This window comes from Streptomyces sp. G7(2002), from assembly GCF_028870195.1.
GTDB classification, from domain to species: Bacteria; Actinomycetota; Actinomycetes; order Streptomycetales; family Streptomycetaceae; genus Streptomyces; species Streptomyces nigrescens.
This window is the reverse complement of the sequence record NZ_CP102609.1, coordinates 7,332,552-7,353,560: the sequence shown is the minus strand read 5'-3', so window position 1 is coordinate 7,353,560 and position 21,009 is coordinate 7,332,552. Positions and strand designations below refer to the sequence as shown.

The 21,009-nt window shown below is 73.8% G+C and carries 13 protein-coding genes; 6 read left to right on the top strand and 7 right to left on the bottom strand.

Annotation, left to right across the window (positions count from 1 at the left end):
* Positions 1-162 precede the first annotated feature (162 nt).
* Complete coding sequence (locus NUT86_RS31320) at positions 163-1,053, top strand: aminoglycoside phosphotransferase family protein (RefSeq protein ID WP_274738627.1); 891 nt, start codon at positions 163-165, stop codon at positions 1,051-1,053.
* 36 nt (positions 1,054-1,089) lie between these two features.
* Here the strand turns inward: NUT86_RS31320 and NUT86_RS31315 are convergent, their stop codons facing one another.
* On the bottom strand, positions 1,090-1,815 hold the full coding sequence (locus NUT86_RS31315; protein WP_274738626.1) for an exonuclease domain-containing protein: 726 nt from the start codon (positions 1,813-1,815) through the stop codon (positions 1,090-1,092).
* Between the two features lie 228 nt (positions 1,816-2,043).
* Between NUT86_RS31315 and NUT86_RS31310 the strand changes: the two genes are divergently transcribed.
* Complete coding sequence (locus NUT86_RS31310; RefSeq protein WP_274738625.1) at positions 2,044-2,835, top strand: SDR family NAD(P)-dependent oxidoreductase; 792 nt, start codon at positions 2,044-2,046, stop codon at positions 2,833-2,835.
* Here the strand turns inward: NUT86_RS31310 and NUT86_RS31305 are convergent.
* From NUT86_RS31305 to NUT86_RS31290, 4 genes are all read right to left on the bottom strand, one after another.
* On the bottom strand, positions 2,819-6,292 hold the full coding sequence (locus NUT86_RS31305) for an AfsR/SARP family transcriptional regulator (protein WP_274738623.1): 3,474 nt from the start codon (positions 6,290-6,292) through the stop codon (positions 2,819-2,821). The genes NUT86_RS31310 and NUT86_RS31305 overlap by 17 nt on opposite strands.
* 129 nt (positions 6,293-6,421) lie before the next feature.
* A complete protein-coding gene (locus NUT86_RS31300) occupies positions 6,422-7,669 on the bottom strand; it encodes an SAV2148 family HEPN domain-containing protein (RefSeq protein WP_037741182.1) in 1,248 nt (415 codons plus the stop codon).
* A 100-nt stretch (positions 7,670-7,769) separates the two neighbouring features.
* Positions 7,770-9,098 carry a copper amine oxidase gene (locus NUT86_RS31295; protein WP_274738621.1) on the bottom strand — a complete coding sequence of 443 codons (1,329 nt, stop codon included), beginning with the start codon at positions 9,096-9,098 and terminating at the stop codon, positions 7,770-7,772.
* Positions 9,099-9,144: 46 nt separating this feature from the next.
* Complete coding sequence (locus NUT86_RS31290; protein WP_274738620.1) at positions 9,145-9,960, bottom strand: Tat pathway signal sequence domain protein; 816 nt, start codon at positions 9,958-9,960, stop codon at positions 9,145-9,147.
* A 243-nt stretch (positions 9,961-10,203) separates the two neighbouring features.
* Between NUT86_RS31290 and glgX the strand changes: the two genes are divergently transcribed.
* Positions 10,204-12,408, top strand: a complete 2,205-nt coding sequence (gene glgX / locus NUT86_RS31285) for a glycogen debranching protein GlgX (RefSeq protein ID WP_274738618.1) — start codon at positions 10,204-10,206, stop codon at positions 12,406-12,408.
* On the opposite strand, the gene NUT86_RS31280 is transcribed toward glgX, so the two are convergent.
* Positions 12,368-13,681 (bottom strand): MFS transporter, encoded by a 1,314-nt coding sequence (locus NUT86_RS31280; protein ID WP_274738617.1) that lies wholly within the window; start codon positions 13,679-13,681, stop codon positions 12,368-12,370. The genes glgX and NUT86_RS31280 overlap by 41 nt on opposite strands.
* Positions 13,682-13,831: 150 nt before the next feature.
* On the opposite strand from NUT86_RS31280, the gene treY reads away from it, so the two are divergent.
* Positions 13,832-16,276 (top strand): malto-oligosyltrehalose synthase, encoded by a 2,445-nt coding sequence (treY, locus tag NUT86_RS31275; protein WP_266443616.1) that lies wholly within the window; start codon positions 13,832-13,834, stop codon positions 16,274-16,276.
* A 7-nt stretch (positions 16,277-16,283) separates the two neighbouring features.
* On the opposite strand, the gene NUT86_RS31270 is transcribed toward treY, so the two are convergent.
* The gene (locus tag NUT86_RS31270) at positions 16,284-17,180 is read right to left on the bottom strand and encodes a LysR family transcriptional regulator (protein ID WP_266443618.1); all 897 of its coding nucleotides are present in this window, start codon (positions 17,178-17,180) and stop codon (positions 16,284-16,286) included.
* Positions 17,181-17,312: 132 nt separating this feature from the next.
* Between NUT86_RS31270 and NUT86_RS31265 the strand changes: the two genes are divergently transcribed.
* Together NUT86_RS31265 and otr(A) are read left to right on the top strand one after the other, a co-directional pair.
* Positions 17,313-18,824, top strand: a complete 1,512-nt coding sequence (locus NUT86_RS31265; protein WP_266443620.1) for an FAD-dependent oxidoreductase — start codon at positions 17,313-17,315, stop codon at positions 18,822-18,824.
* A gap of 176 nt (positions 18,825-19,000) precedes the next feature.
* The gene (otr(A), locus tag NUT86_RS31260) at positions 19,001-20,965 is read left to right on the top strand and encodes a tetracycline resistance ribosomal protection protein Otr(A) (protein WP_274738616.1); all 1,965 of its coding nucleotides are present in this window, start codon (positions 19,001-19,003) and stop codon (positions 20,963-20,965) included.
* Positions 20,966-21,009 lie beyond the last annotated feature (44 nt).

Here is a 21,009-nt window from a genome sequence, read left to right as displayed (position 1 = left end):
CCCGCCGGCCGTTCCCGGCCGCCGTCATCGTCGTGACGGCCGGCACCCCCGTCAAGGTCCCCGGCCGATTCCCCGGCGGAACTCCCCGCCGGGGATGTCCTACGGGGCCATGAGGCCGACCTGCGACACTGGTCGCGAACCGGCACCGCAGGAGGCACCCCGATGACCGAACCGAGCCCCGCCGCCTTCACGGAGGCGCGCGCCCGGGACGTGCTGGCCGCGGCCGGGCACCCCGAGGCGGCGGCCGATGCCGCGCTGCTCTCGCTCGGCGAGAACGCCGTCTTCGCCCTCGGCGACAACGGACCGGTCGTACGGGTGGGCCGCAGCGCCGAACTCCTGGAGCGCGCCGAGCGGGAACTGGGCGTGGCCCAGTGGCTGGCGGCCGAGGGCGTGCCGGCCGTACGGGCCGCGGAGCCCGTGGCGACGCTGGCCGACGGGCATCCCGTGACCTACTGGCAGCGGCTGCCGGAGGCCGTACGGCCCGCCGGTCCGGACGATCTCGCCGCGCTGCTGAAGCTGGTGCACGCGCTGCCCGAGCCGCCGTTCGCACTCCCCCGGCGCGAGCTGCTCGGCGGTGTCGAGCGCTGGCTGCGGCTGGCCGGTGACGCCGTGTCGGCGCCGGACGCGGAGTATCTGCGCGGGCGGCGGGACGCCTTCGCGGCGGCCGCCACCGCCCTGGAACCGCATCTGCCGCGCGGCCCCATCCACGGTGACGCGCTGGCCCGCAACATTCATGTCGGGCCCGACGGACCGGTGCTGGTCGACCTGGAAACCTTCTCCTCCGATCTGCGGGAGCACGATCTGGTCGTGATGGCGCTGAGCCGGGACCGCTACGGCCTGGCCCCCGACGCCTACGACACCTTTGTGTCCGTCTACGGCTGGGACGTACGGGACTGGGAGGGCTGCGCCGTGCTGCGCGGGTCCCGGGAGACGGCGAGCTGCGCCTGGGTGTCCCAGCACGCGCCCGGAAACCCGGCGGCGCTCAGGGAATTCCAGCGCCGGATCGCCTCCCTGCGCGACAAGGACGCGACGGTGCGGTGGTATCCCTTCTGAGCGGGGCGGCCTGACGGGCCGAGTCCGGCGAGCGGGCTATCGCTCGGCCCTGGCCTGGTACGGGATCAGCGGCCAGGCCGGCTCGACTATCGCCTGTGGGTCACCGGAGCGCCGCAAATACGCCTGGAACGAGGCGGCTTGATCAGCGGCCGCCTGCTCCTGGAGGGTGTGCAGCGCGCGCGGCGACGGGAGGGCGACGGCCGGGTACTTCTCCCCGATACGCCGGGCGACGCCGGCCGCGGCCGCCGCATCGGCGCCCGCTTCGTGGGCACCGTCCAGCCGGACGCCGTAGTGACCGCAGAGCGCCTGGAGGGCGCGCTTCCCCTTGCGGTAGCGGTCCACGTGCTTGTCCAGGACGAGGGGGTCGATGACCGGTGCGGGTGCGTGTCCGAGGCGTTCGGTCAGGGTGCGCAGGCCGTGGCGCCGGCACTCGCGGTCCAGGAGCGAGAGGTCATAGCGGGCATTCATCACCACCAGCGGGATCTCCGCGCGCAGGGCCTCGGCCAGCGCCTCGGTGATCTCCTCTATGGCAGTCGCCGGCGGACGCCCGTGTTCTTGGACATATGCGGTCGAAATGCCGTGAATGGCCGCCGCCTCGTCGGGAATCGGCACCCCCGGGTCGAGCAGCCACGTCAGCTTCCCGGCCGGCCGGCCGTCCCCCTCCAGCCGGAGCAGGGCCGCGGTGACGATGCGGTCCTGCTCGACGTCGGTGCCCGTGGTCTCCAGATCGAAGCTGACCAGCAGCCCCTGATGCCAGCTCATGCCCAAACCTCGCTTCGCCCGGCCCCGCACTCACTCGGCGCGCGCCCTCCCATGAAGATCCCCCGGCATTCGGCCGGGGGGACATCCATGCTGCACTCGCTCATGCGGGGCCTCCTTCGGTGGTACTTCCCCCGTTGCTCATTCACTCTCCCACGCACCACTGACAATCCACCGGCCACCTGTCGCGGCAGGGAGCCCACGGCCCGCCGCGCCCCTAGGCTGACCGCCATGGACCTACGGCTGGCAGGACACAGCGCGCTGGTGACGGGCAGCAGTGCGGGTATCGGGGCCACGATCGCCGAGACGCTGGCGGACGAGGGGTGCGACGTCCTCGTCCACGGGCGGAACGCGGGGGCCGCGGCGGCCGTCGCCGAACAGGTCGCGGCCCGCGGTGTGCGGGCCGAAGTGGTGCTCGGTGATCTGACGGAACCGGGCGTCGCCGAGCAGGTCGCCCTCACCGCACGGGACTTCGGGGCGCACATCCTCGTCAACAACGCGGGTCCGTTCGCCGAGCACGACTGGGAGAGCTCCCGGCCGTCCGACTGGCGGACCGCCTTCGAGGGGAACGTCCTGCCGACGGTGCGGGTCAGCCAGACGCTGCTGCCGTCGCTGCGCGCCCACGGCTGGGGCCGGGTGATCACCATCGGCAGCCGGGCCGTACGGACCCCGCTGCCCCACATGGTGGCGTTCTCCGCCGCCAAGGCCGCCGTGGTGAACATGACCACCAGCCTGGCCCGGCACCTCGCCGGGACCGGGGTCACCGCGAACTGTGTCAGCCCGGGGGTGATCCTCACCCCCTCCATGTACCGGATGTTCGAGGAGCGGGCGGCGGCGGAGGACGGCCCCCAGGAATGGCCGGACGAGGCGGACCTCGTCAAGGAGTATGCGCCGAACCCGAGCGGGCGGCTGGGGCGCCCGGCGGACATCGCGTCCGCGGTCGCCTATCTGGCGAGCCCGCTCGCGGACTACGTCAACGGGATCGAGCTCCGGGTGGACGGGGGGATCACGGGGACGCCGTAGTTCTCGCTCCCCGGGCCCCCGCGCTCCCCGTCGCTTCCTTCACCAGCACCTCCGGTGCCACCCCCGCGCCGCTCGCATACGCCGCCTCGTACGCCGCGTCGCCCAGGCCGCGGCGTGCCGTGGCCGTACTCCGGGCCACATCGCCGCGCTCCGCGGCCGGCTGGGGCGCGCCCGCGGTGGCGCGGGCCGCGGCCGCACACCCCAGCAGCCGGGCCGCGACGGCGCACCGGCCGGTCAGTGCCACCGCGCCGGCCAGCCCTTCCAGGGCCAGCGCGACGGCACGCGGGTCGGCGGTGGCGCGGGCCGCCACGAACCCGTCCAGGTGGTGACGGCGGGCGGTCTCCGGATCGCCCCGCAGTTCGGCGAGGAAGCCCAGCTCGCTCAGGACGAATGCGGTACCGGGGTCGCCGTCCCGGCCGAGGCACCACTCCAGCCAGGGCAGCAGATGCGCCTCGGCGTCGTCGAGGCGGCCCTCCCGCCGGGCGCCGAGGGCGAGTCCGCACTCGGCGAACATCTCGCCCCGCAGGTGCGACTGTTCCGCGGCCAGCCGCATCCCCCGCTCGTGGAAGTCGCGGGCGGCCGCCAGATCACCGGTCAGCAGCGCGATCCGGCCCAGTCCGGAGAGCTTGTAGGAGGCCTGGATCCAGAGGCCGAGCTCCTCGGCGATCCGCAGCCCGTCCCGGTGGAGCCGGGCCGCGCGGCCGTAGTCACCGGTGATCTCCGCAAGGGCGCCGAGCGCATCGGCGGCCTGCAACTGGCCCCAGCGGTCGCCCAGTTCACGGAAGAGCGCGGCGCTCTCCTCGGCATCGCGGAGCCGGGCCCGGAGATCTCCGCCGACGCTGCCCTGGGCGCGGCTGCTCAGCGCCGCGGCGATGCCCCAGCGGTCGCCCAGGGCCCGGAAGGCGGCCAGCGAGTCCGCCACCCGCTCCCTCGCCACTGCCGGTTCGCCCAGGCCGACTTGGGCGAAGCCCAGGAACCACTGGGCCCAGGCCCGGGCGCCCGGGTCGTCATGGGTCCCGTACTGCCGGAGCACGGCCGTGGCCCGCTCCACGGGGTCGGTGTCATCGCCCGCCAGTGAGGCCATGCCGACCTGCCAGGTGGCGGCACGCAGGCGGCGCCCCTCGGCGGCCGGGTCCCCGGCGTCCGCCGCCGTCGCGCGGGCGGCCTCGTACGCCGCGAGCGCCGCCGTCAGCGAGCGGCCCGCCTCCGCGAGCCGGCCGCGCAGGAACCAGTACCAGGCCAGCGCGTCGACCAGGCGCAGCGCGTGGTCCGCGGCGCCTTCCCGGACCGCGGCGTCCAGGGCGTCCCGCAGGTTCGCCGTCTCCTGGTCGAGCCGCTCCAGCCACTCGCGTTGGTCCGGCCCGTACAGCAACGGGGCGGCGCGCTCGGCCAGTTCGGTGTAGTGGCGGTGGTGTCTCCGGCGTACGGCCGTCAGTTCACCGGCCTCCCGCAGACGTTCGAGGCAGTAGGCGGCGACCGTCTCCAGGAGCCGGTAGCGGGGGCCGTACGGTGTCCGGGCCACCGTCACCAGGGAGCGGTCCACGAGACGGGCCAGCAGATCGAGCACCTCGTCCCGTCGGACGCCGTCGCCCGCGCAGACCGTTTCGGCGGCCTTCAGGGTGCAGCCGTCCGCGTGGACGGCGAGCCGGCGCAGCACGGTGCGTTCGGCGGCGGGCAGCAGCTCCCAGCTCCAGTCGATCATTGCGCGCAGGGTCTGCTGACGGGGCGGGACCCCGCGCCGACCGGACGCCAGCACCCGGAACCGGTCGTCCAGCCGGGCGCTCAGCTCCCGTACGCCCAGGGCCCGTACGCGGGTGGCGGCCAGCTCCAGGGCGAGCGGGATACCGTCCAGGCGGCGGCAGATCTCCGCCACGGCGGCCGTGGCGTCGGCGTCGAGGACGAAGTCCGGGTCGGCGGCGCTCGCGCGGGCCGTGAACAGCTCGACGGCACCGGCGGGTTCCAGCGGCGGTACGGGCCACAGCGTCTCGCCCGTCAGGCCCAGCGATTCCTGGCCGGTCACCAGCACCCGGAGGTCCGGGGCGGCGCCGAGCAGTTCGGCGGTGACCTCCGCGGCCGCCTCGACGAGGTGCTCACAGTTGTCCAGCACGAGCAGCAGGCGTTTGCCGCGTACCGCGCCGATGAGGCGCTCGGCCACCGGTCCGGCCGAGGCGCCCTCCCGGATGCCCAGCACGGCCAGCACCGCCTCGGCCACCTGGGCAGCGGTGCACTTGCTCCCGGCGCGCTCGGGGGCGTCCGGGCGGCTCAGCGCGGCCAGTTCGACCAGCCAGACACCGTCCGGGAAGGAGCCGGCCAGCCGGCCGGCGGTCTCCAGGGCGAGGCGGGTCTTGCCCACGCCACCGGGGCCGGTGAGCGTCACCAGGCGGTTGGCCGCCAGGAGCGCCTCGATCCGGCGTACGGCGTCCCGGCGGCCGAGGAGTGCGGTGAGGGGGGTGGGGAGGTTGGTGCGGGGGCGGGGGCCGGCCGGCGGTGCGGTGGCCAGGTCCGGTTCCGGCCGGTCCGTGGGGCGGGTGGTGCCGCCGTCGTGGCGGGTGCCGCCATCGTGGCGGGTGCCGCCGTCGTGCCGGGCTCCGTGGTCGTGGCGAGTGCCGTCGTCGCGCTGGGCGCCTTGACCCTGCCAGGCACCGCCGTCCTGCCAGGCACCGCCGTCGTGGCGGGCGCCGCCGTCCTGCCAGGCACCACCGTCATGCGGCCGCCACGGCTCCTGGCGCAGGATCGCCCGGTGTGTCGCGGTGAGTTCGGGGCCGGGGTCCACCCCCAGTTCGTCGGCCAGGCGCGCGCGGATCTCGTCATAGGCGGCGAGTGCGTCGCTCTGCCGGCCGGCCCGGTACAGGGCGGTCAGCTGCAGGGCGCGCAGCCGTTCCCGGAGCGGGTGCCGGGCCGCCAGACCGGCCAGCTCGGCGGTCAGCGGGGCGTGCTCGCCCAGCTCCAGGCGGGCCGCGGCCCGCTCCTCCAGCGCCGTCAGCCGCTGCTCCTCCAGGCTCTCGGCCACCGGGCGCACCAGGTCGCTGTCCGCGAAGCCGGCGAACGCGGGGCCGTGCCACAGTTCCAGGGCCTCGCCGAGCAGTCCGGCCCGTTGTCGCGGGGTGGCGGCGGCCCGGGCGCGGGCGGTCAGCGCCGTGAAGAGGCCGGCGTCCAGGGCGTCGGGGGCGATGTCCAGCCGGTAGCCCGGCGGGGTCGCCGTCACCAGTTTGCGGGCGCCGGGCTCCGCGGTGTCCAGGGCGCGGCGCAGCTGCGAGACCTTGCTCTGGAGGGAGGCCGTGGGACGGGCGGGCGGCCGCGGGCCCCAGAGGTGTGCGACGAGCCGGGCGGTGGACACGGGGCGGCCGTGGTGCGCCAGCAGCGCGGCGAGCAGGGCGCGTACCTTCGTCTCCGGGACGGGAGCGGGGCGGCCGTCGGCGGACCGCACGTCCAGGGGGGCGAGTACACGGAAGTGCATTGCCCCACGGTAGTCGGGGGCCGGTCCGCGGTGCCGGGTGGCCCGTCGTGCGGCGACTGCCGCCCCCGCGGGTGACGGGGGCGGCGTCCGGTTCAGGAAACCGACGTCCGGTTCAGGAAACCGGCCGCTTCAGGAAACCGGCCGGGAATCCGCCCACATGCTCTCGAATTCCTCCCGGTAGGTCTCGAACAGGCCGTTGTCACCGTCGCGGGTGTGGGCGTCCTGGCGGACGACCTCCCGGCCGCCGCCGCGGAGGACGAGGACGGGGGATTCCATTCCGCGGCTCTTGCGCAGGTAGGGCTGGACGACGGCCACACCGTCAGGGCCATCGCCGTCGACGAGGTAGGCGGTGAAGCGCGGGGTCTCGTCGAAGACCTGGATCTCGAAGGCGCCGGGGTCGCGCAGCCGGGCCCGCACCCGCCGCATATGGAGGATGTTCATCTCGATGGAGCGGCTCATCTCGCCCTTCTTGAGGCCGATTTCGCGCTCCCGGCGGCGGACCGCGCTGCTGGCGGGGTTGAGGAAGAGCAGCCGGACGCGGCAGCCGGATTCGGCGAGCCGGACCAGGCGACGGCCCGAGTAGTTCTGGACCAGGAGGTTGAGGCCTATGCCCACGGCGTCGAGGCGGCGGGCGTCGCCGAAGAGGTCCTCGGCGGGGAGCTGGCGCTGCAGGCGCACCCGGTCGGAGTGCACCCCGATGACATCGGCGTAGCGGTCGCCGACCAGGTCCTCCACCGCGTCGATGGGCAGCCGTCCGGAGATACGGGTGCCGACGCCGGAGCCGAGGATGTCCAGGAGGCGGGCGGAGGCGCGCTCGGCCTGGGCGAGGACCGTCTCGGACAGGGCGCGGTTGCGGGAGACGATGTTGCGGGCGACCTCGAGTTCGTCGAGGGCCAGCTCGACATCGCGGCGGTCGTCGAAGTACGGCTCGAAGCAGGGCCAGTGCTGGACCATCAGTTCGCGGAGTTGCGGAAGGGTCAGAAAGCTGACGATGTTGTCGTCGGCGGGGTCGAGGAGGTAGCCCTTGCGGCGGCTGACCTCGCGGACGGCGACCGCCCGCTGCACCCACTCCTGACCGGCGGGACCGGCCGCGGCGACGACCCATTCGTCGCCGTGCACCGGCTCGTAGATGGGCCGCAGGACGGCGGCGACGACGGCCCGCAGCCGTTGCTCGACGAGATTCAGCCAGATGTAGGCGCGGCCGGCCCGGCGGGCGCGGGTGCGCACCTCGCTCCAGGCCTCGGCGCCCCAGTCCAGCTCCGCACCGATCTCCAGCGGTCGTGCCAGGGACACCGCGCCGGGCGGTGCGTCGACGGAGCCGCCCTCATGGCCCTCATGACTCTCGTCACCAGGGGGCAACTCCAGCCCGCCGCTCACCTGCCACCGCCTTCCGAACCCCCGTGCCAACGATCAAGGCAGACTACTGCGGTGCGGGAGGCGGTGCAGCAGGATGGGTGGAGTCGGTTATCAACTCCCCTTATCCATAGTGCCCGTTGTGCCCGGACAGCGAGGGGGGAGTGAGCGGATTCATAGCGGTGACATCGCGTGGGACCAGCTGGAAGCCCTGCCAGTGCACGGGCATCGGCTCCTGGTCCTCGTCCCTGGCGATGTGGTGGAACCCGATGTTGACCCACGCGATGGGGTGTTTCAGCGGCTGGCCGTTGACCCAGGTGTCGACGCTGTTGCCGGCCTTGGTGCCGCAGTTGGCCAGGTTGTTGCTGGCGAACTGTTCACATGTGTTGTACTCGGTGAAATAGACGTCATGTCTGGTGTAACTGCGCCCGGCGTATTTGCTGGTGGGGCCGGGGACGATCTCGTACGAGCGCGGGTGGCCGTCCTTGTTGCGGCCGGCGCCGACCACCCGCCACCAGCGCAGCGGGCCGGCGTCCCCGGCCAGCTCCTTGGTGACCGGCGTGCGGGTGGTGCGGATGGTGGGGGTGCGGCCGCCGCCCGGGACGGTGGTGGCCGAGTCGAACTGCTCGACCTTGTTGCCGGCGGAGCCGCCCAGGCCGAAGTTCAGCCGCCAGAAGACATTGTGGCTGTGGCTGGTGGCGTAGTCCTTGGCGCCCTTGCCGAGCGGCGCGCCCCGGCCGTCACCGGCGTCGTAGTCGGCGGGTGAGACGGTGCCGGTGGCGCCGACCTGCAGGGTCATGGTGCCGTCGCCGGAGAACCGCCATTCGCTGATGTACTCGTACCAGCCGACCTTGTTGACGGTGTAGAGCAGCAGGTCCGTGCCCTGGAGCTGGTAGATCTTGGCGCGCTCGCCGGGGTAGGGGCCCATGCGGTAGGCGTGGCCGCGGGCTCGGGTGGTGGCGCACAGCCCGCGGATGTCGGGGTGGGCGGGGTCCCAGGCGCCGGGCACCTTGACGGTCTTGAGGGTGCCGCCGGGGCATTCGGCGGGGTCGAGCTTCTGCAGGCCCTGGGCGAAGCCCTGCCCGGTGAGGTCGTCGTACTCGTTCCGGCCGTCGTCGTAGGGGACGTGGATCTGGGCGAGTTTGGCGGTGGTGAGCACCTTGACGGGGGTGCGTTCGCCCTTGGGCTGGTAGGAGATGTCGTCCAGGACGAGACCGGCGTTGCCCTCGTAGTGCCAGCACATGCGCCAGACGGTGCCGCCGTCGAGCGTCTGGGTGATGCGGTGGGCGGCACTGCAGTTCGGGGTCGGTACGGGTGCGGCGGGGGCCTCGGGGGCGGCCTGGGCGGCCGGGCCGGCCGTCAGGGCGGCCACGGCGAGCAGCAGGGGGGCGGTGGCGAGGAGCGCGGCGCGACGGTGCGGGCGGCGGGTGCCGGTGGTGCGTCTTCCGGGCATGGCGGAGGCTCCGGTGGGGTGGAGTGGCGGTCGGTGGGGGCGCCGGTCAGCCCAGGCGGGCGACGGTGCGGGCGCTGAGGTCGATCACGAAGCGGCGGGTGTCGATCCACCGGCCGTTCTTGACCTTGGTGAAAAGGCGGATGCAGCGGTGTTGCCCGCAGTCGCCCAGGGCTCCCGGCGCGTCGCCTTCCGCGCGGCCGCGGTAGACGAAGCCGGTGACGGAGAGCGGATCCGGACCGGTGAGGTCACGTCCGGTGGCGTCGCGGTAGTCCTGGCGCAGACCGGATCCCAGCGGGGCGGCGATCAGCAGCCGGGCCGCCTCGACGGCCTCGGCGCGGCTGGGCGGCGGCTGGACGCCGTGCCGGGCGTCCGCCGACTCCACCGTCGAGGTGGTGAGGTTGACGGTCTTGGTGAGGTAGCTGTCGTCCCGGTAGTCGTAGAAGGTGACCGTCGCCCGGCGCGGCGGGTCGGCGAGCCCGGTCTCCGCGGGGGTGAGTTCGGCCAGGTCGGTGGTGAGGGGCTCGGGACCCGGCCTCCCGGTGACGTTCCGGGCGGCGCCGCGCGGGGTGCGCGGCAGCGCCAGGTCCCGGGCGCGCCGGAGTTCGTCGTCGGTGAGCGGGTCCCGTCCCCGGCCGCGCTCCCCCTCCACGGGGGGTCTCTCGACGACGCCGGGTGGTGGCGGCCCCTGGTCGCGGCCCGGGCCGGGCGCGGCGGCCGCGGCGGGCCGGCTCCGGGGGTCCGTTCCGGCGGCGGCGCCGGCGTCGGACGGCAAGGTGACCGCGACCATGGCGGCGGTGCCGGTCAGGGCGATGGCGGCGCCCGCGACGGCCTTGCCGAGGTGGCGGTGCATCAGGTGGTGCACGGTTCCCCCCTGCTGTCACCTCGTCGTGACATGCATGTCGGTTCCCCCCGGTAGTCCTCCAGTAGGACGACCAGTAGGACGATCCGACATCGCGGCAGGTTGCCACCATTCAGCGGAGATCTCGCGAAAAGCCCTTTGTGTGCGACAAGTTGCGCCATCCAGGGGGAAGTATGGCGAACCGTTCCGCGGACGTGTGTCGTGGAGTCGCCGCAGCGCCCGACGAGAAAGTGGAAGAGTCTACCCATGCAGGTCTGGCCGGGACAGATGTATCCGCTGGGTGCCACCTATGACGGGGCGGGCACCAACTTCGCGGTGTTCTCCGAAGCCGCGAAACGCATCGAACTGTGTCTGCTGCACGACGACGGTTCGGAGACCGCCGTCGAGCTGCGCGAGAGCGACGCCAATGTGCGGCACGCGTATCTTCCGGGGGTGATGCCGGGGCAGCGTTACGGCTTCCGGGCGCACGGTCCGTACGAGCCGGAGCGGGGGCAGCGCTGCAATTCGGCGAAGCTGCTGCTCGACCCGTACGCCCGCGCCATGAGCGGCCGGATCGACTGGGACGAGGCCATCTACGGCTACCACTTCGGGCGTCCCGAGGTGCGCAACGACCTGGACTCGGCGCCGCACACCATGGCGTCGGTGGTGGTCAACCCGTACTTCGACTGGGGTGACGACCGCCCGCCACGCACCGCGTACCACGAGACGGTGCTCTACGAGGCCCATGTGAAGGGCCTGACGATGCGCCATCCGGAGCTCCCCGAGGAGCTGCGCGGCACCTATGCCGCGCTGGCGCATCCGGCGATCATCGATCATCTGACGAAGCTCGGGGTGACCGCGCTGGAGCTGATGCCGGTGCATCAGTTCGTCCAGGACCACCGGCTGGTGGACGCGGGGCTGACGAACTACTGGGGCTACAACACCATCGGGTTCTTCGCCCCGCACAACGCCTATGCGTCCTGGGGCGACCGCGGGCAGCAGGTGCTGGAGTTCAAGACGGCGGTGCGGGCGCTGCACCAGGCCGGTATCGAAGTGATCCTCGACGTGGTCTACAACCACACCGCCGAGGGCAGCCATCTGGGCCCGACGCTGTCGTTCCGGGGGCTGGACAACGCCTCCTACTACCGGCTGTCGGACGACAAGCAGTACTACATGGACACCACGGGCACCGGGAATTCGCTGCTGATGCGCAGCCCGCATGTGCTCCAGCTGGTGATGGACTCGCTGCGCTACTGGGTGCAGGAGATGCGGGTGGACGGCTTCCGCTTCGATCTGGCGGCGACGCTGGCCCGGCAGTTCCACGAGGTGGACCGGCTGTCGTCGTTCTTCGACCTGGTCCATCAGGATCCGGTCGTCAGCCAGGTGAAGCTGATCGCCGAGCCGTGGGACGTCGGTGAGGGCGGCTATCAGGTGGGGAACTTCCCGCCGCTGTGGACCGAGTGGAACGGGAAGTACCGGGACACCGTGCGGGACCTGTGGCGGGGCGAACCGCGCACCCTGGCGGAGTTCGGGTCCCGGCTGACGGGTTCCTCGGACCTCTACCAGGAGGACGGGCGCCGGCCGCTGGCCTCGGTGAACTTCGTGACCTGCCATGACGGCTTCACGCTGCACGATCTGGTCGCGTACAACGACAAGCACAACGAGGCCAACGGCGAGGACAACCGGGACGGGGAGCGCTTCAACCGGTCCTGGAACTGCGGTGCCGAGGGGCCGACCGACGATCCCGGGGTGCGGCGGCTGCGGGCGCGGCAGATGCGCAACTTCCTGGCCACGCTGATGCTGTCGCAGGGCGTGCCGATGCTCAGCCACGGGGACGAGTTCGGGCGCAGCCAGGGCGGCAACAACAACGCGTACTGCCAGGACAACGAGCTGTCGTGGGTGCGCTGGCCGGAGCGGGGGCGGGGCGGGGGCGCCGGGGAGACCGACCGTACGGACGCGGACGGGCCGGACGGACTGGACGGGCCGGACGCGGCGGCGGACGAGGACGCGGAGCAGCGGGCGCTGCTGGCGTTCGTCCGGCAGATGGTGTGGCTGCGGCGCGACCATCCGGTGTTCCGGCGCCGGCGGTTCTTCCAGGGCCACCCGATGGAGGGCACCCATGACGAGCTGTCCGACATCGCCTGGTTCACGGCGGGCGGCGAGGAGATGGGGCCGCGCGACTGGCAGTCGGTCCATGCGAAGTCGCTGGCGGTGTTCCTCAACGGCAGCTCGATCTCCGAGCCGGGCCCCCGGGGCGAGCCGGTCACCGACGACTCGTTCCTGCTGATGTTCAACGCCCACGACCAGGAGAAGGAGTTCATGGTGCCCGAGCACCTGGGCCGGCAGTGGCAGGTCGTGGTGGACACCGACCGGCCGCAGGCGGTGGCGGACGGCGGCGGCGCCAAGGTCAAGGCCGGCGACCGGCTGACGCTCATCGGGCGGAGCCTGCTGGTGCTGCAGCGGCCGGCGTGAGCGCGGCGGCCGGACGGTCCGTGCCCCGGGTGGTCAGGGCGAGGCCGAGGATCAGGACGGCGGCGCCGACGGCCACCGCGAAGGCGGCGGTCGGCCCGTGGGCCTCGGCGAGCCGGCCGGAGACGGCCAGGGACAGGGCCTGGCCGCCCACGATCGCGCTGGTCAGAAAGGCCATCGATTCGGCCAGCCGGCCGGCGGGCACCAGCCGTTCGGTGAGGCCGAACAGCGTGATCAGATGCGGGGCGAAGGCCGCGCCGAGGACCACGACGGCCAGGTAGAGCGCCCCCAGGGACCGTACGAACAGCAGCGGCACGGACAGCACGATCAGCGCCACGGCCGCCGCCCGCCAGCGTGCCGGCAGCCCGATCCGGGCGGGCACCAGCGCCAGCGAGAGCCCGGCGACCGCGCTCATCACGCCCATCGCGGCATAGACCAGCCCGGCCTGGGCGGGCCGGTGGAGGTCTGCGGTGAGCGCGGTGATACCGGCCTGGCAGGCACCGAAGAGGGCGCCCTGCAGCACCATCGAGGCGCGCATGGCATGCACCGCGCGGGGCATCCGGGCGCGGGCGGCCCGGGCGGCGGGGCGCCGGGCGCGGGGACCGTCCGGGGCGGGAGCCGGGCCGGAAGAGACCGGCGCCCGGGCGGACGGGGCGCCCGTGGGCCGCACCGCAGCGGCCGTGGGATGCAGGGCGAAGGCCGAGCCGCAGACCGCGAGCAGCAGCGCGGCCAGGGCGAGCGCCACGGCCGGGTGGGCCACCGTGGCGGACAGTCCCACCAGCGCCGGACCGAGCACGAACGACACCTCGTCCAGAGTGCCTTCGAAGGACAGCGCGGTGTGGACCAGGCGGTCGTCGGCCCGTGCGCGACGGGCCAGCGCAACGAGCCGGGTGCGGGCCAGCGGCCCGATCTGCGGCACCCCGGCACCGGCGAGCAGCGCGATCAGGGCGAGCGGCAGCGCCCCGGTCCGGGCGAGGGCGGCGAGCACCAGCGCGGTCACGGCGAGGGCGTCGAACCAGCAGGCGGCCAGCACCACCGGCCGCTGTCCGTGCCGGTCCGCGAGCCGGCCGAGCAGCGGGCCGCCCGCGGTCTGTCCCGCCGCCAGCGCACCGCCCACCAGCCCCGCGGTGGCCAGCGAGCCGCTCGTCTCCGCCACCAGCAGCAGACTGCCGAACTGGCACATGGCGGTGGGGAGCCTGCCGAGGAAGGACAGGACGGGCAGCATCGGCCCGCCCAGCGCGAGCACCCGGCGGAAGGCGGCGGTGGCAGCGGTCATCGCCAGACGCTAACCGGCGGGCCGCCGCGCGCCCCACGCACCGGACCTACGAAGCTCCCCGCCCCCGGAGCCCACTCCGTCGGAGGAAACAACGACACCGTGCGGGAGGCGGATGACACAACGGGCCTCCGGCGGGGTACGGGTGTTCCCATGACGCAGCCCTCGAGTCCGTCGCCGACCGCCACCTACCGGCTGCAGCTCCAGCCGGACTTCCCGTTCGCCGCCGCCGAGCGGGCCGTCCCGCATCTGGCCGCGCTCGGCATCTCCCACCTGCACCTCTCACCGGTGCTGGAGGCCGTGCCGGGCTCCACCCACGGCTATGACGTCGTCGACCACACCACGGTACGGGCCGAGCTCGGCGGTGAGACGGGGCTGCGGGCGCTGGCGGCGACGGCCCGCTCGCACGGCCTCGGGCTGATCGTCGACCTGGTGCCGAACCATATGGCGGTGCCGGAGCCGATGTCGCTGAACGGGCCGCTGTGGCAGGTGCTGCGCGACGGCCCGGAGTCCCCGTACGCGCGGTGGTTCGACATCGACTGGGACGCCGGGCACGGCGGACGGCTGCTGCTGCCGGTGCTCGGCGGCCGGATCGGCGAGGAGCTGCGGCACTTCCGCGTCGAGGGCGAGGTGCTGCGCTATCACGGGCATGCCTTCCCGCTGCGCCCCGGGACGGAGATGCTGCCGCCGGCCCGCCTCCTGGACGCCCAGTGGTACCGCCTCGGCTGGTGGCGGCTGGCCCGCAGTGAGCTGAACTACCGCCGCTTCTTCACCATTTCGGAGCTGATCGGGGTGCGCGTCGAGGACCCCGAGGTGTTCGAGGCGACCCATGGCACGGTGCTGCGGCTGATCCGCGAGGGCGTCATCGACGGGCTGCGCATCGACCACCCGGACGGTCTGGTGGACCCCGGCGGCTATCTGGCCCGGCTGCACGAGCGGACCGGCGGCCGCTGGACGGTCGTGGAGAAGATCCTCTCCGCTGACGAGCGGCTCCCGGACAGCTGGGCCTGTGCGGGCACGACCGGCTATGACGCCCTGCGGCACATCGACGGACTCTTCGTCTGCCCGCAGGGCGCCGGACGGCTGTTCTCCCACTACCGGGACTTCGTCACCCCGCTGGCCGACGAGGGCGGCGACTGGGAGGAGACGGTGCGCCGGGCCGCGTACGAGGTCGTCACCCACGAGCTGGCCGCGGAGATCGAGCGGCTGGTGCGGACCGCGGCGCGGATCAGCGCACGCGCCCCCGAACCGGGCGACCATGCGACCTGGGCGCTGCGGCACGCGCTCCGTGAGCTGCTGGTGCGGCTGCCGGTCTACCGTCCCTATGCGGCGGATCCGGCGCGGGCCGGGCAGGACGCGGCCATGCTGGACGCGGCGGCGGCGCAGGCGCGTACCGCCTTCCGAGTGCCCGAGGAGGCGCGGGCGGTGGATCTGGTCCGCGATCTGGCGCTCGGCCGGCTGACCGACGCCCCGGACCAGGGCAGTACGGACTGCGCCGACTTCACCGCGCGGTTCGCCCAGACCGCGTCCGCACTGCACGCCAAATCCGTGGAGGACACCGCCTTCTACCGCTATCCGGTGCTGCTGTCGGCCTGCGAGGTCGGCGGCGATCCGGGGGAGCCGGCGCTCGCCCCGGAGGTGTTCCATACGTACTGCGCCGGGCTGCAGCGGGACCGGCCGCTGTCCGGCACGGTGCTCTCCACCCACGACACCAAGCGCAGCGCCGATGTACGGGCGCGGATCGCGGTGCTGTCGGAGTGCCCGGACCGGTGGCGGGATGTGCTCGGGGCGATGGCCGACGAGGCGGTGTGCGGGGTGGACGGCCTCGGCCCGGCGGACCCGATGGTGTCGTGGCTGGCCTGGCAGACCGCGTTCGGCCTGGGCGCGGCCGGCGACGGCGACGCGGCGGAGCGGGTGGTGCCCGCGGTCCTCAAGGCCGCGCGGGAGGCCGGGCTGCGCACCTCGTGGACCGAGCGGAACGCGGGCTACGAGGAGGCGGTCGAGGAGTTCGTCCGCAACGGGCCCTGTGGTCCCACGGCCGCCCCGCTCGCCGCGCTGGACGGGGAACTCGCCCCGTTCGTCCGCGCGAACGTGCTGGGCGCGGCGCTGCTGCAGCTCACCATGCCGGGCGTCCCCGACCTCTATCAGGGCACCGAACTCGGCTATGCCGCGCTGGTCGACCCGGACAACCGGCGGCCGGCCCGCTTCCGCCCCGAGCTGCTCACCGCGCTGGACGGCGGGAGTCCCCCGCGCGATCCGTCCGGCGAGAAGCTGCGGCTGACCGCCGCGGCGCTGCGGCTGCGGCGCGACCATCCCCAGTGGTTCGGCGCCGCGGCGTCGTACGAGCCGGTGTACGCGGAGGGCCCGGCGGCCGAGCACTGTGTGGCGTTCTGCCGCAGCGGGCGGGTGCTGACGGTGGTGACCCGGCTGTCGCTGCGGCTGGTGGAAACCGGCGGCTGGTGGGACACCCTGCTGCGGCTGCCGCCGGACGGCTCCTGGCGCGAGCTGCTTTCCGGGCGCGAGCTGCCGGGCGGCGCGGTGGTGGGGCTGAGCGAGCTGCTGGCGGAGTCACCGGTGGCGCTGTTCGTCCGCGAGTGACACCGCGTCACATCGGGGCGTCTTGGCTCAGCTCCGCGCTCCCGACCGTGCGCAGCAGCTCCGTGAACTCCGCGGCCGCGCCGGTCGGTTCGACACGGGAGAAGACGGTGATCTCGCGGTGCCAGGGCGGGTCGGTGGGCACGGCCGCACAGTCGAGGCCGCGCAGTTCATGGGCCGCGGTCAACAGCACACCGACGCCCGCCGCGGCCATCCGGACGGCCGTGGAGCTGTGCTGGGTGCGGACGGCGGTACGCGGGGTGAAGCCGACGCGTTCGCACTCCCAGTCCAGCCAGCGCCGGCTGTCAACCACCGGCTCCAGGCTGCAGCGCACCCACGGGCGGTCCGCCAGCTCCGCGAGGCGGACCGACTCCCGGGCGGCGAGCGGGTCGCCGTGCGGGACGACCAGCACCATCCGCTCCTGTCCCACGACAGTGACCGGCCCCGGCCAGTCCTTGGGGCGCGGCCCGAGCGCCAGATCGGCGACCCCGCGGGCCATCTGCTCGTCCAGCTCCTCGGTGGTGGCGTACTCATGGAGCACCAGCCGGACGCCCGGACGCGCGGTGGCCCAGCGGGCGCAGACCTCCGGGAGCACCCCGACCGCCTGGGAGTGCACCGTCGCGATATGCAGTTCGCCGCTCTCCGCGCCGCCCGCCGCGAGCGCGGCGCGGCGGGCCTGCCGGGCGCTGCGGACGGCGAGTTGGGCGTGCGGGAAGTAGGCCCGGCCCATCACGGTCAGCCGCACCCCGCGCGTCATCCGCTCCAGCAGCGGGCCGCCGACCGTCCGCTCCAGCGCCTTGATCTGGTGCGAGAGCGCGGACTGGGTGACGTGCAGCGCCTCGGCGGCGCGGGTGAAGGACTCCTGCTCGACGACCTCGACGAGGTACTCCATCTGCCGCAGACTCATGCCCGCCCCTCCCGGTGCACTCGGCCCCCCTCATGCAGCGCCAGCAGACAGCACCGCACATGAAGGTTCTTCATCACCTCCATGGAAACATTGCCTTGGACTCATCACCGCAGGTGGGCGGAGTCTGATCACATGAGTGAGACAGACCCGAACACGACGGACGTCCTTGTCATCGGCGGTGGCACCGGCGGCTACAGCACCGCCCTGCGCGCCGCGTCCCTGGGCCTGCGGGTGGTGCTGGCCGAACGCGATCTGATCGGCGGCACCTGTCTGCACCGCGGCTGCATCCCCAGCAAGGCCATGCTGCACGCGGCCGAGCTGGTGGACGGCATCGCGGAGGCCCGCGAGCGGTGGGGCGTCAAGGCCACCGTCGACTCCCTGGACTGGCCGGCCCTGGTGGCCACCCGCGACGGCATCGTCGAGCGCAACCACCAGGGCGTGGCCGGGCACTTGCGGACGGCGGGGGTGCGGGTCGTCAAGGGCACGGCGCGGCTGACCGGCCCCCGTACGGTTCATGTCGAGGGCGCCGGGGAGTTCACCGCACGGCGCGGCATCGTGCTGGCCACCGGCTCCCGGCCGCGGCTGCTGCCGGGCCTGGCCGCGGACGGCCGACGGGTGGTGACCAGCGACGACGCGCTGTTCGCGGCCGGACTTCCGGCGTCCGTCCTGGTCCTGGGCGGCGGTGCGATCGGCGTCGAGTACGCGTCCTTCCACCGCTCCATGGGGGCCGAGGTCACCCTCGTCGAGACGGCCGGGCGGCTGCTTCCACTGGAGGACGAGGACGTCGGCCGCCATCTGGCGCGCGGGCTGAAGAAGCGCGGCATCACGGTCCGTACGGGCTCGACGCTGACCGGCACCGAGCTGCTGGCGGACGGGGTGCGGGCCACGGTGCGCACCCCGAAGGGCGAGAAGCTGGTGATCGGGGCCGAGCGGCTGCTGGTCGCGGTGGGGCGGGCCCCGGTGACGGACGGGCTGGACCTGGCGGCGGCCGGGCTGGCGGCGGACGAGCGGGGGTTCGTCGCGCCTGCGGACTGGTCACGGCTGGAGACCTCCGTGCCGGGCATCCACGTGGTCGGCGATCTGCTGCCGCCGCCCTCCCTGGGGCTGGCCCACGCCTCGTTCGCGGAGGGCCTGTTGGTGGCGGAGACGCTGGCGGGCCTGCCGTCGCGGGCGGTGGACTACGCGACCGTGCCGCGGGTGACGTACTCCTCGCCGCAGACCGCCTCGGTCGGCCTGACCGAGGCCGAGGCGCGCGCCCGCGGCCTGGACATCAAGGTGAACACCATGCCGCTGGCCGCCACCGCCAAGGGCATGGTGCACGGTCAGGGCGGCATGGTGAAGGTGATCGCGGCGGCGGACGGGGCGGGCGGCGATTGGGGTCTCCCCTGGGCATGGGGGTCCCCCCGCTCGAACGAAGTTGAGAGTGGGGGAGAAGTTGAGAGCCTGGGGAAGACCGGCGCGGTGCTCGGCGTCCATCTCGTCGGGCCGCAGGTCTCGGAGATGATCGCGGAGAGCCAGCTGATCGTGGGCTGGGACGCCGAACCGGCCGATGTCGCCCAGCACATCCACGCCCACCCGACACTGTCGGAGGCGGTCGGCGAGACCTTTCTGACGCTGGCGGGGCGGGGGCTGCACCAGCACTGAGCCGGGCGGGGGACGAGCGGGGCCGGGGGGCCTAATTCGGTTGCGCCCCCGCAGTACGGCCGGAAAGCATGGCCGCGTACGTCGTTCTTCCCTCGTCAAGGAGCACGGAATGCGCCGATTCCTCGGAACTACTCATCGCCCCCACCGGACGACAGTTCTTGAGGACTCCACCTTCCATGCTTCCTTCGCGCACCCTGAACATCGGGATTCTCGCCCACGTCGACGCGGGTAAGACCAGCCTCACCGAGCGGCTGCTGTTCGACACCGGCGCCATCGGCCGGCTCGGCAGTGTCGACGCCGGTGACACCTTCACGGACACCGGCGAGCTGGAGCGGCAGCGCGGTATCACCATCCGCTCGGCCGTCGCCTCCTTCACCGTCGGCGACACCCAGGTCAATCTCCTCGACACCCCCGGCCACTCCGACTTCATCGCCGAGGTCGAGCGCGCCCTGGGGGTGCTCGACGGCGCCGTGCTGCTGCTGTCCGCGGTGGAGGGCGTCCAGGCCAGGACCCGGGTACTGATGAAGACACTGCGGCGGCTGCGGCTGCCCACCCTGCTCTTCATCAACAAGATCGACCGGGCCGGCGCCCGGGGCGAGGCGCTGCTCGCCGACATCCGCCGTCTGCTGACGCCCGCCACCGTCCCGATGACGTCCGTGACCGGCCTCGGCACCGCGCAGGCCACGTCCGTGCCGTACGCCCTGGAGGACCCGCGGGTCCGCGAGCGGATCGCGGAAGCCGTGGCCGAGGCCGATGAGTCGGTGCTGGCCGAGTTGACCGGCCCGGCCTCCGGCGGACCGGCCGCGGGTGACGGCGGGCCGCCGCTGACCGCGGACCGGCTCCGTGCGGCGCTGGCCGCCCGGACCGCCGACGGCTCGCTGCACCCGGTGTACTTCGGCTCCGCGCTCGGCGGCCAGGGCATCGGCGCACTCCTCGACGGTATGGTCCGGCTGGTCCCGCCGGCCCCGGCCGGCGCGGGCACCGGGCCGCGGGGCACGGTGTTCGCCGTCCATCAGCCGCCGGACGGCGAGCGGACCGCGTACCTCCGGCTCTACGAGGGCGAGTTGCGGCCACGGCAGCGGATCGAGCTGCACCGGCCCGCAGCGGACGGCACGAGCGCCACCCTGACCGGCCGGATCACCTCGCTCCAGGTCGTCGGCCCGCCGCCCGGCGACGACGGGCCGCTCACCCCGGGTCAGATCGCGGTGCTCCGCGGGCTGCCGGGCATCCGCACCGGTGACCGTCTCGGCCCGGCCGGTGACGCCCCCGCCGGCGCCGCGCTGTTCCCCTCCCCCACCCTCGAAACCCTGGTCCGGGCCCGCAACCCGGCACGGGCCGCCGCACTGCGCGCCGCATTGCTGACGCTCGCCGACCAGGACCCGCTGCTCCAGGTCCGTCCCGCGCCCGACGGCGCGACCTCGGTGCTGCTGCACGGCGAGGTGCAGAAGGAGATCATCGCCGCCACCCTGCACCAGGAGCACGGCATCGAGGCCGAGTTCGCGCCGAGCCGGGTGGTGTGCGTCGAGCGGCCATCCGGGGTCGGCGAGGCCTGTGAGGAGATCGCCCGGCGCGGCCACACCGGGCCCTGGGCCACGGTCGGGCTCCGGGTCGAGCCGGGCGCCCGCCACTCCGGCCCGGTCTTCGCCTACGAAACCGAACTGGGTGCCCTGCCGCACGGCTTCCACCAGGCCATCGAGGAGACGGTACTGGCGAACCTGCGGTGCGGACCGCGCGGTCTGGCGGTGACGGACTGCCGGGTGGTGCTGACCCGGTCCGGATTCGTCGGACCGCTCAGCACCGCGGGGGACTTCCGTACGGTCACCCCCCGGGTGCTGCTGCGGGCCCTGGAGCGGGCCGGCACCCGGGTGTACGAGCCGTACCACGCCTTCGAGGCGGACCTTCCGCTCGCCGCGCTGGCCCCGGTGACCGCCCGTCTCGCGGCGCTGGGCGCCGAGTTCGCCGAGACCACCGGCGGCCGGCACTCCTGGCTGGTCAGCGGCTTTCTTCCGGCGCGCCATGTCCAGGAGTTCCAGGGCTTGTTGCCCGGTCTGACGCACGGTGAAGGAGTATGGACGTCGGCCCCCTCGGGCGACCGGCCGATGCGGGAGGAGGAGGCGCCGCGGCAGGGCGAGCCCCTGTGAGGCGGTGGTTGCCGTGCCGTCAGGCGACAGCGGTCCGCGGCCGC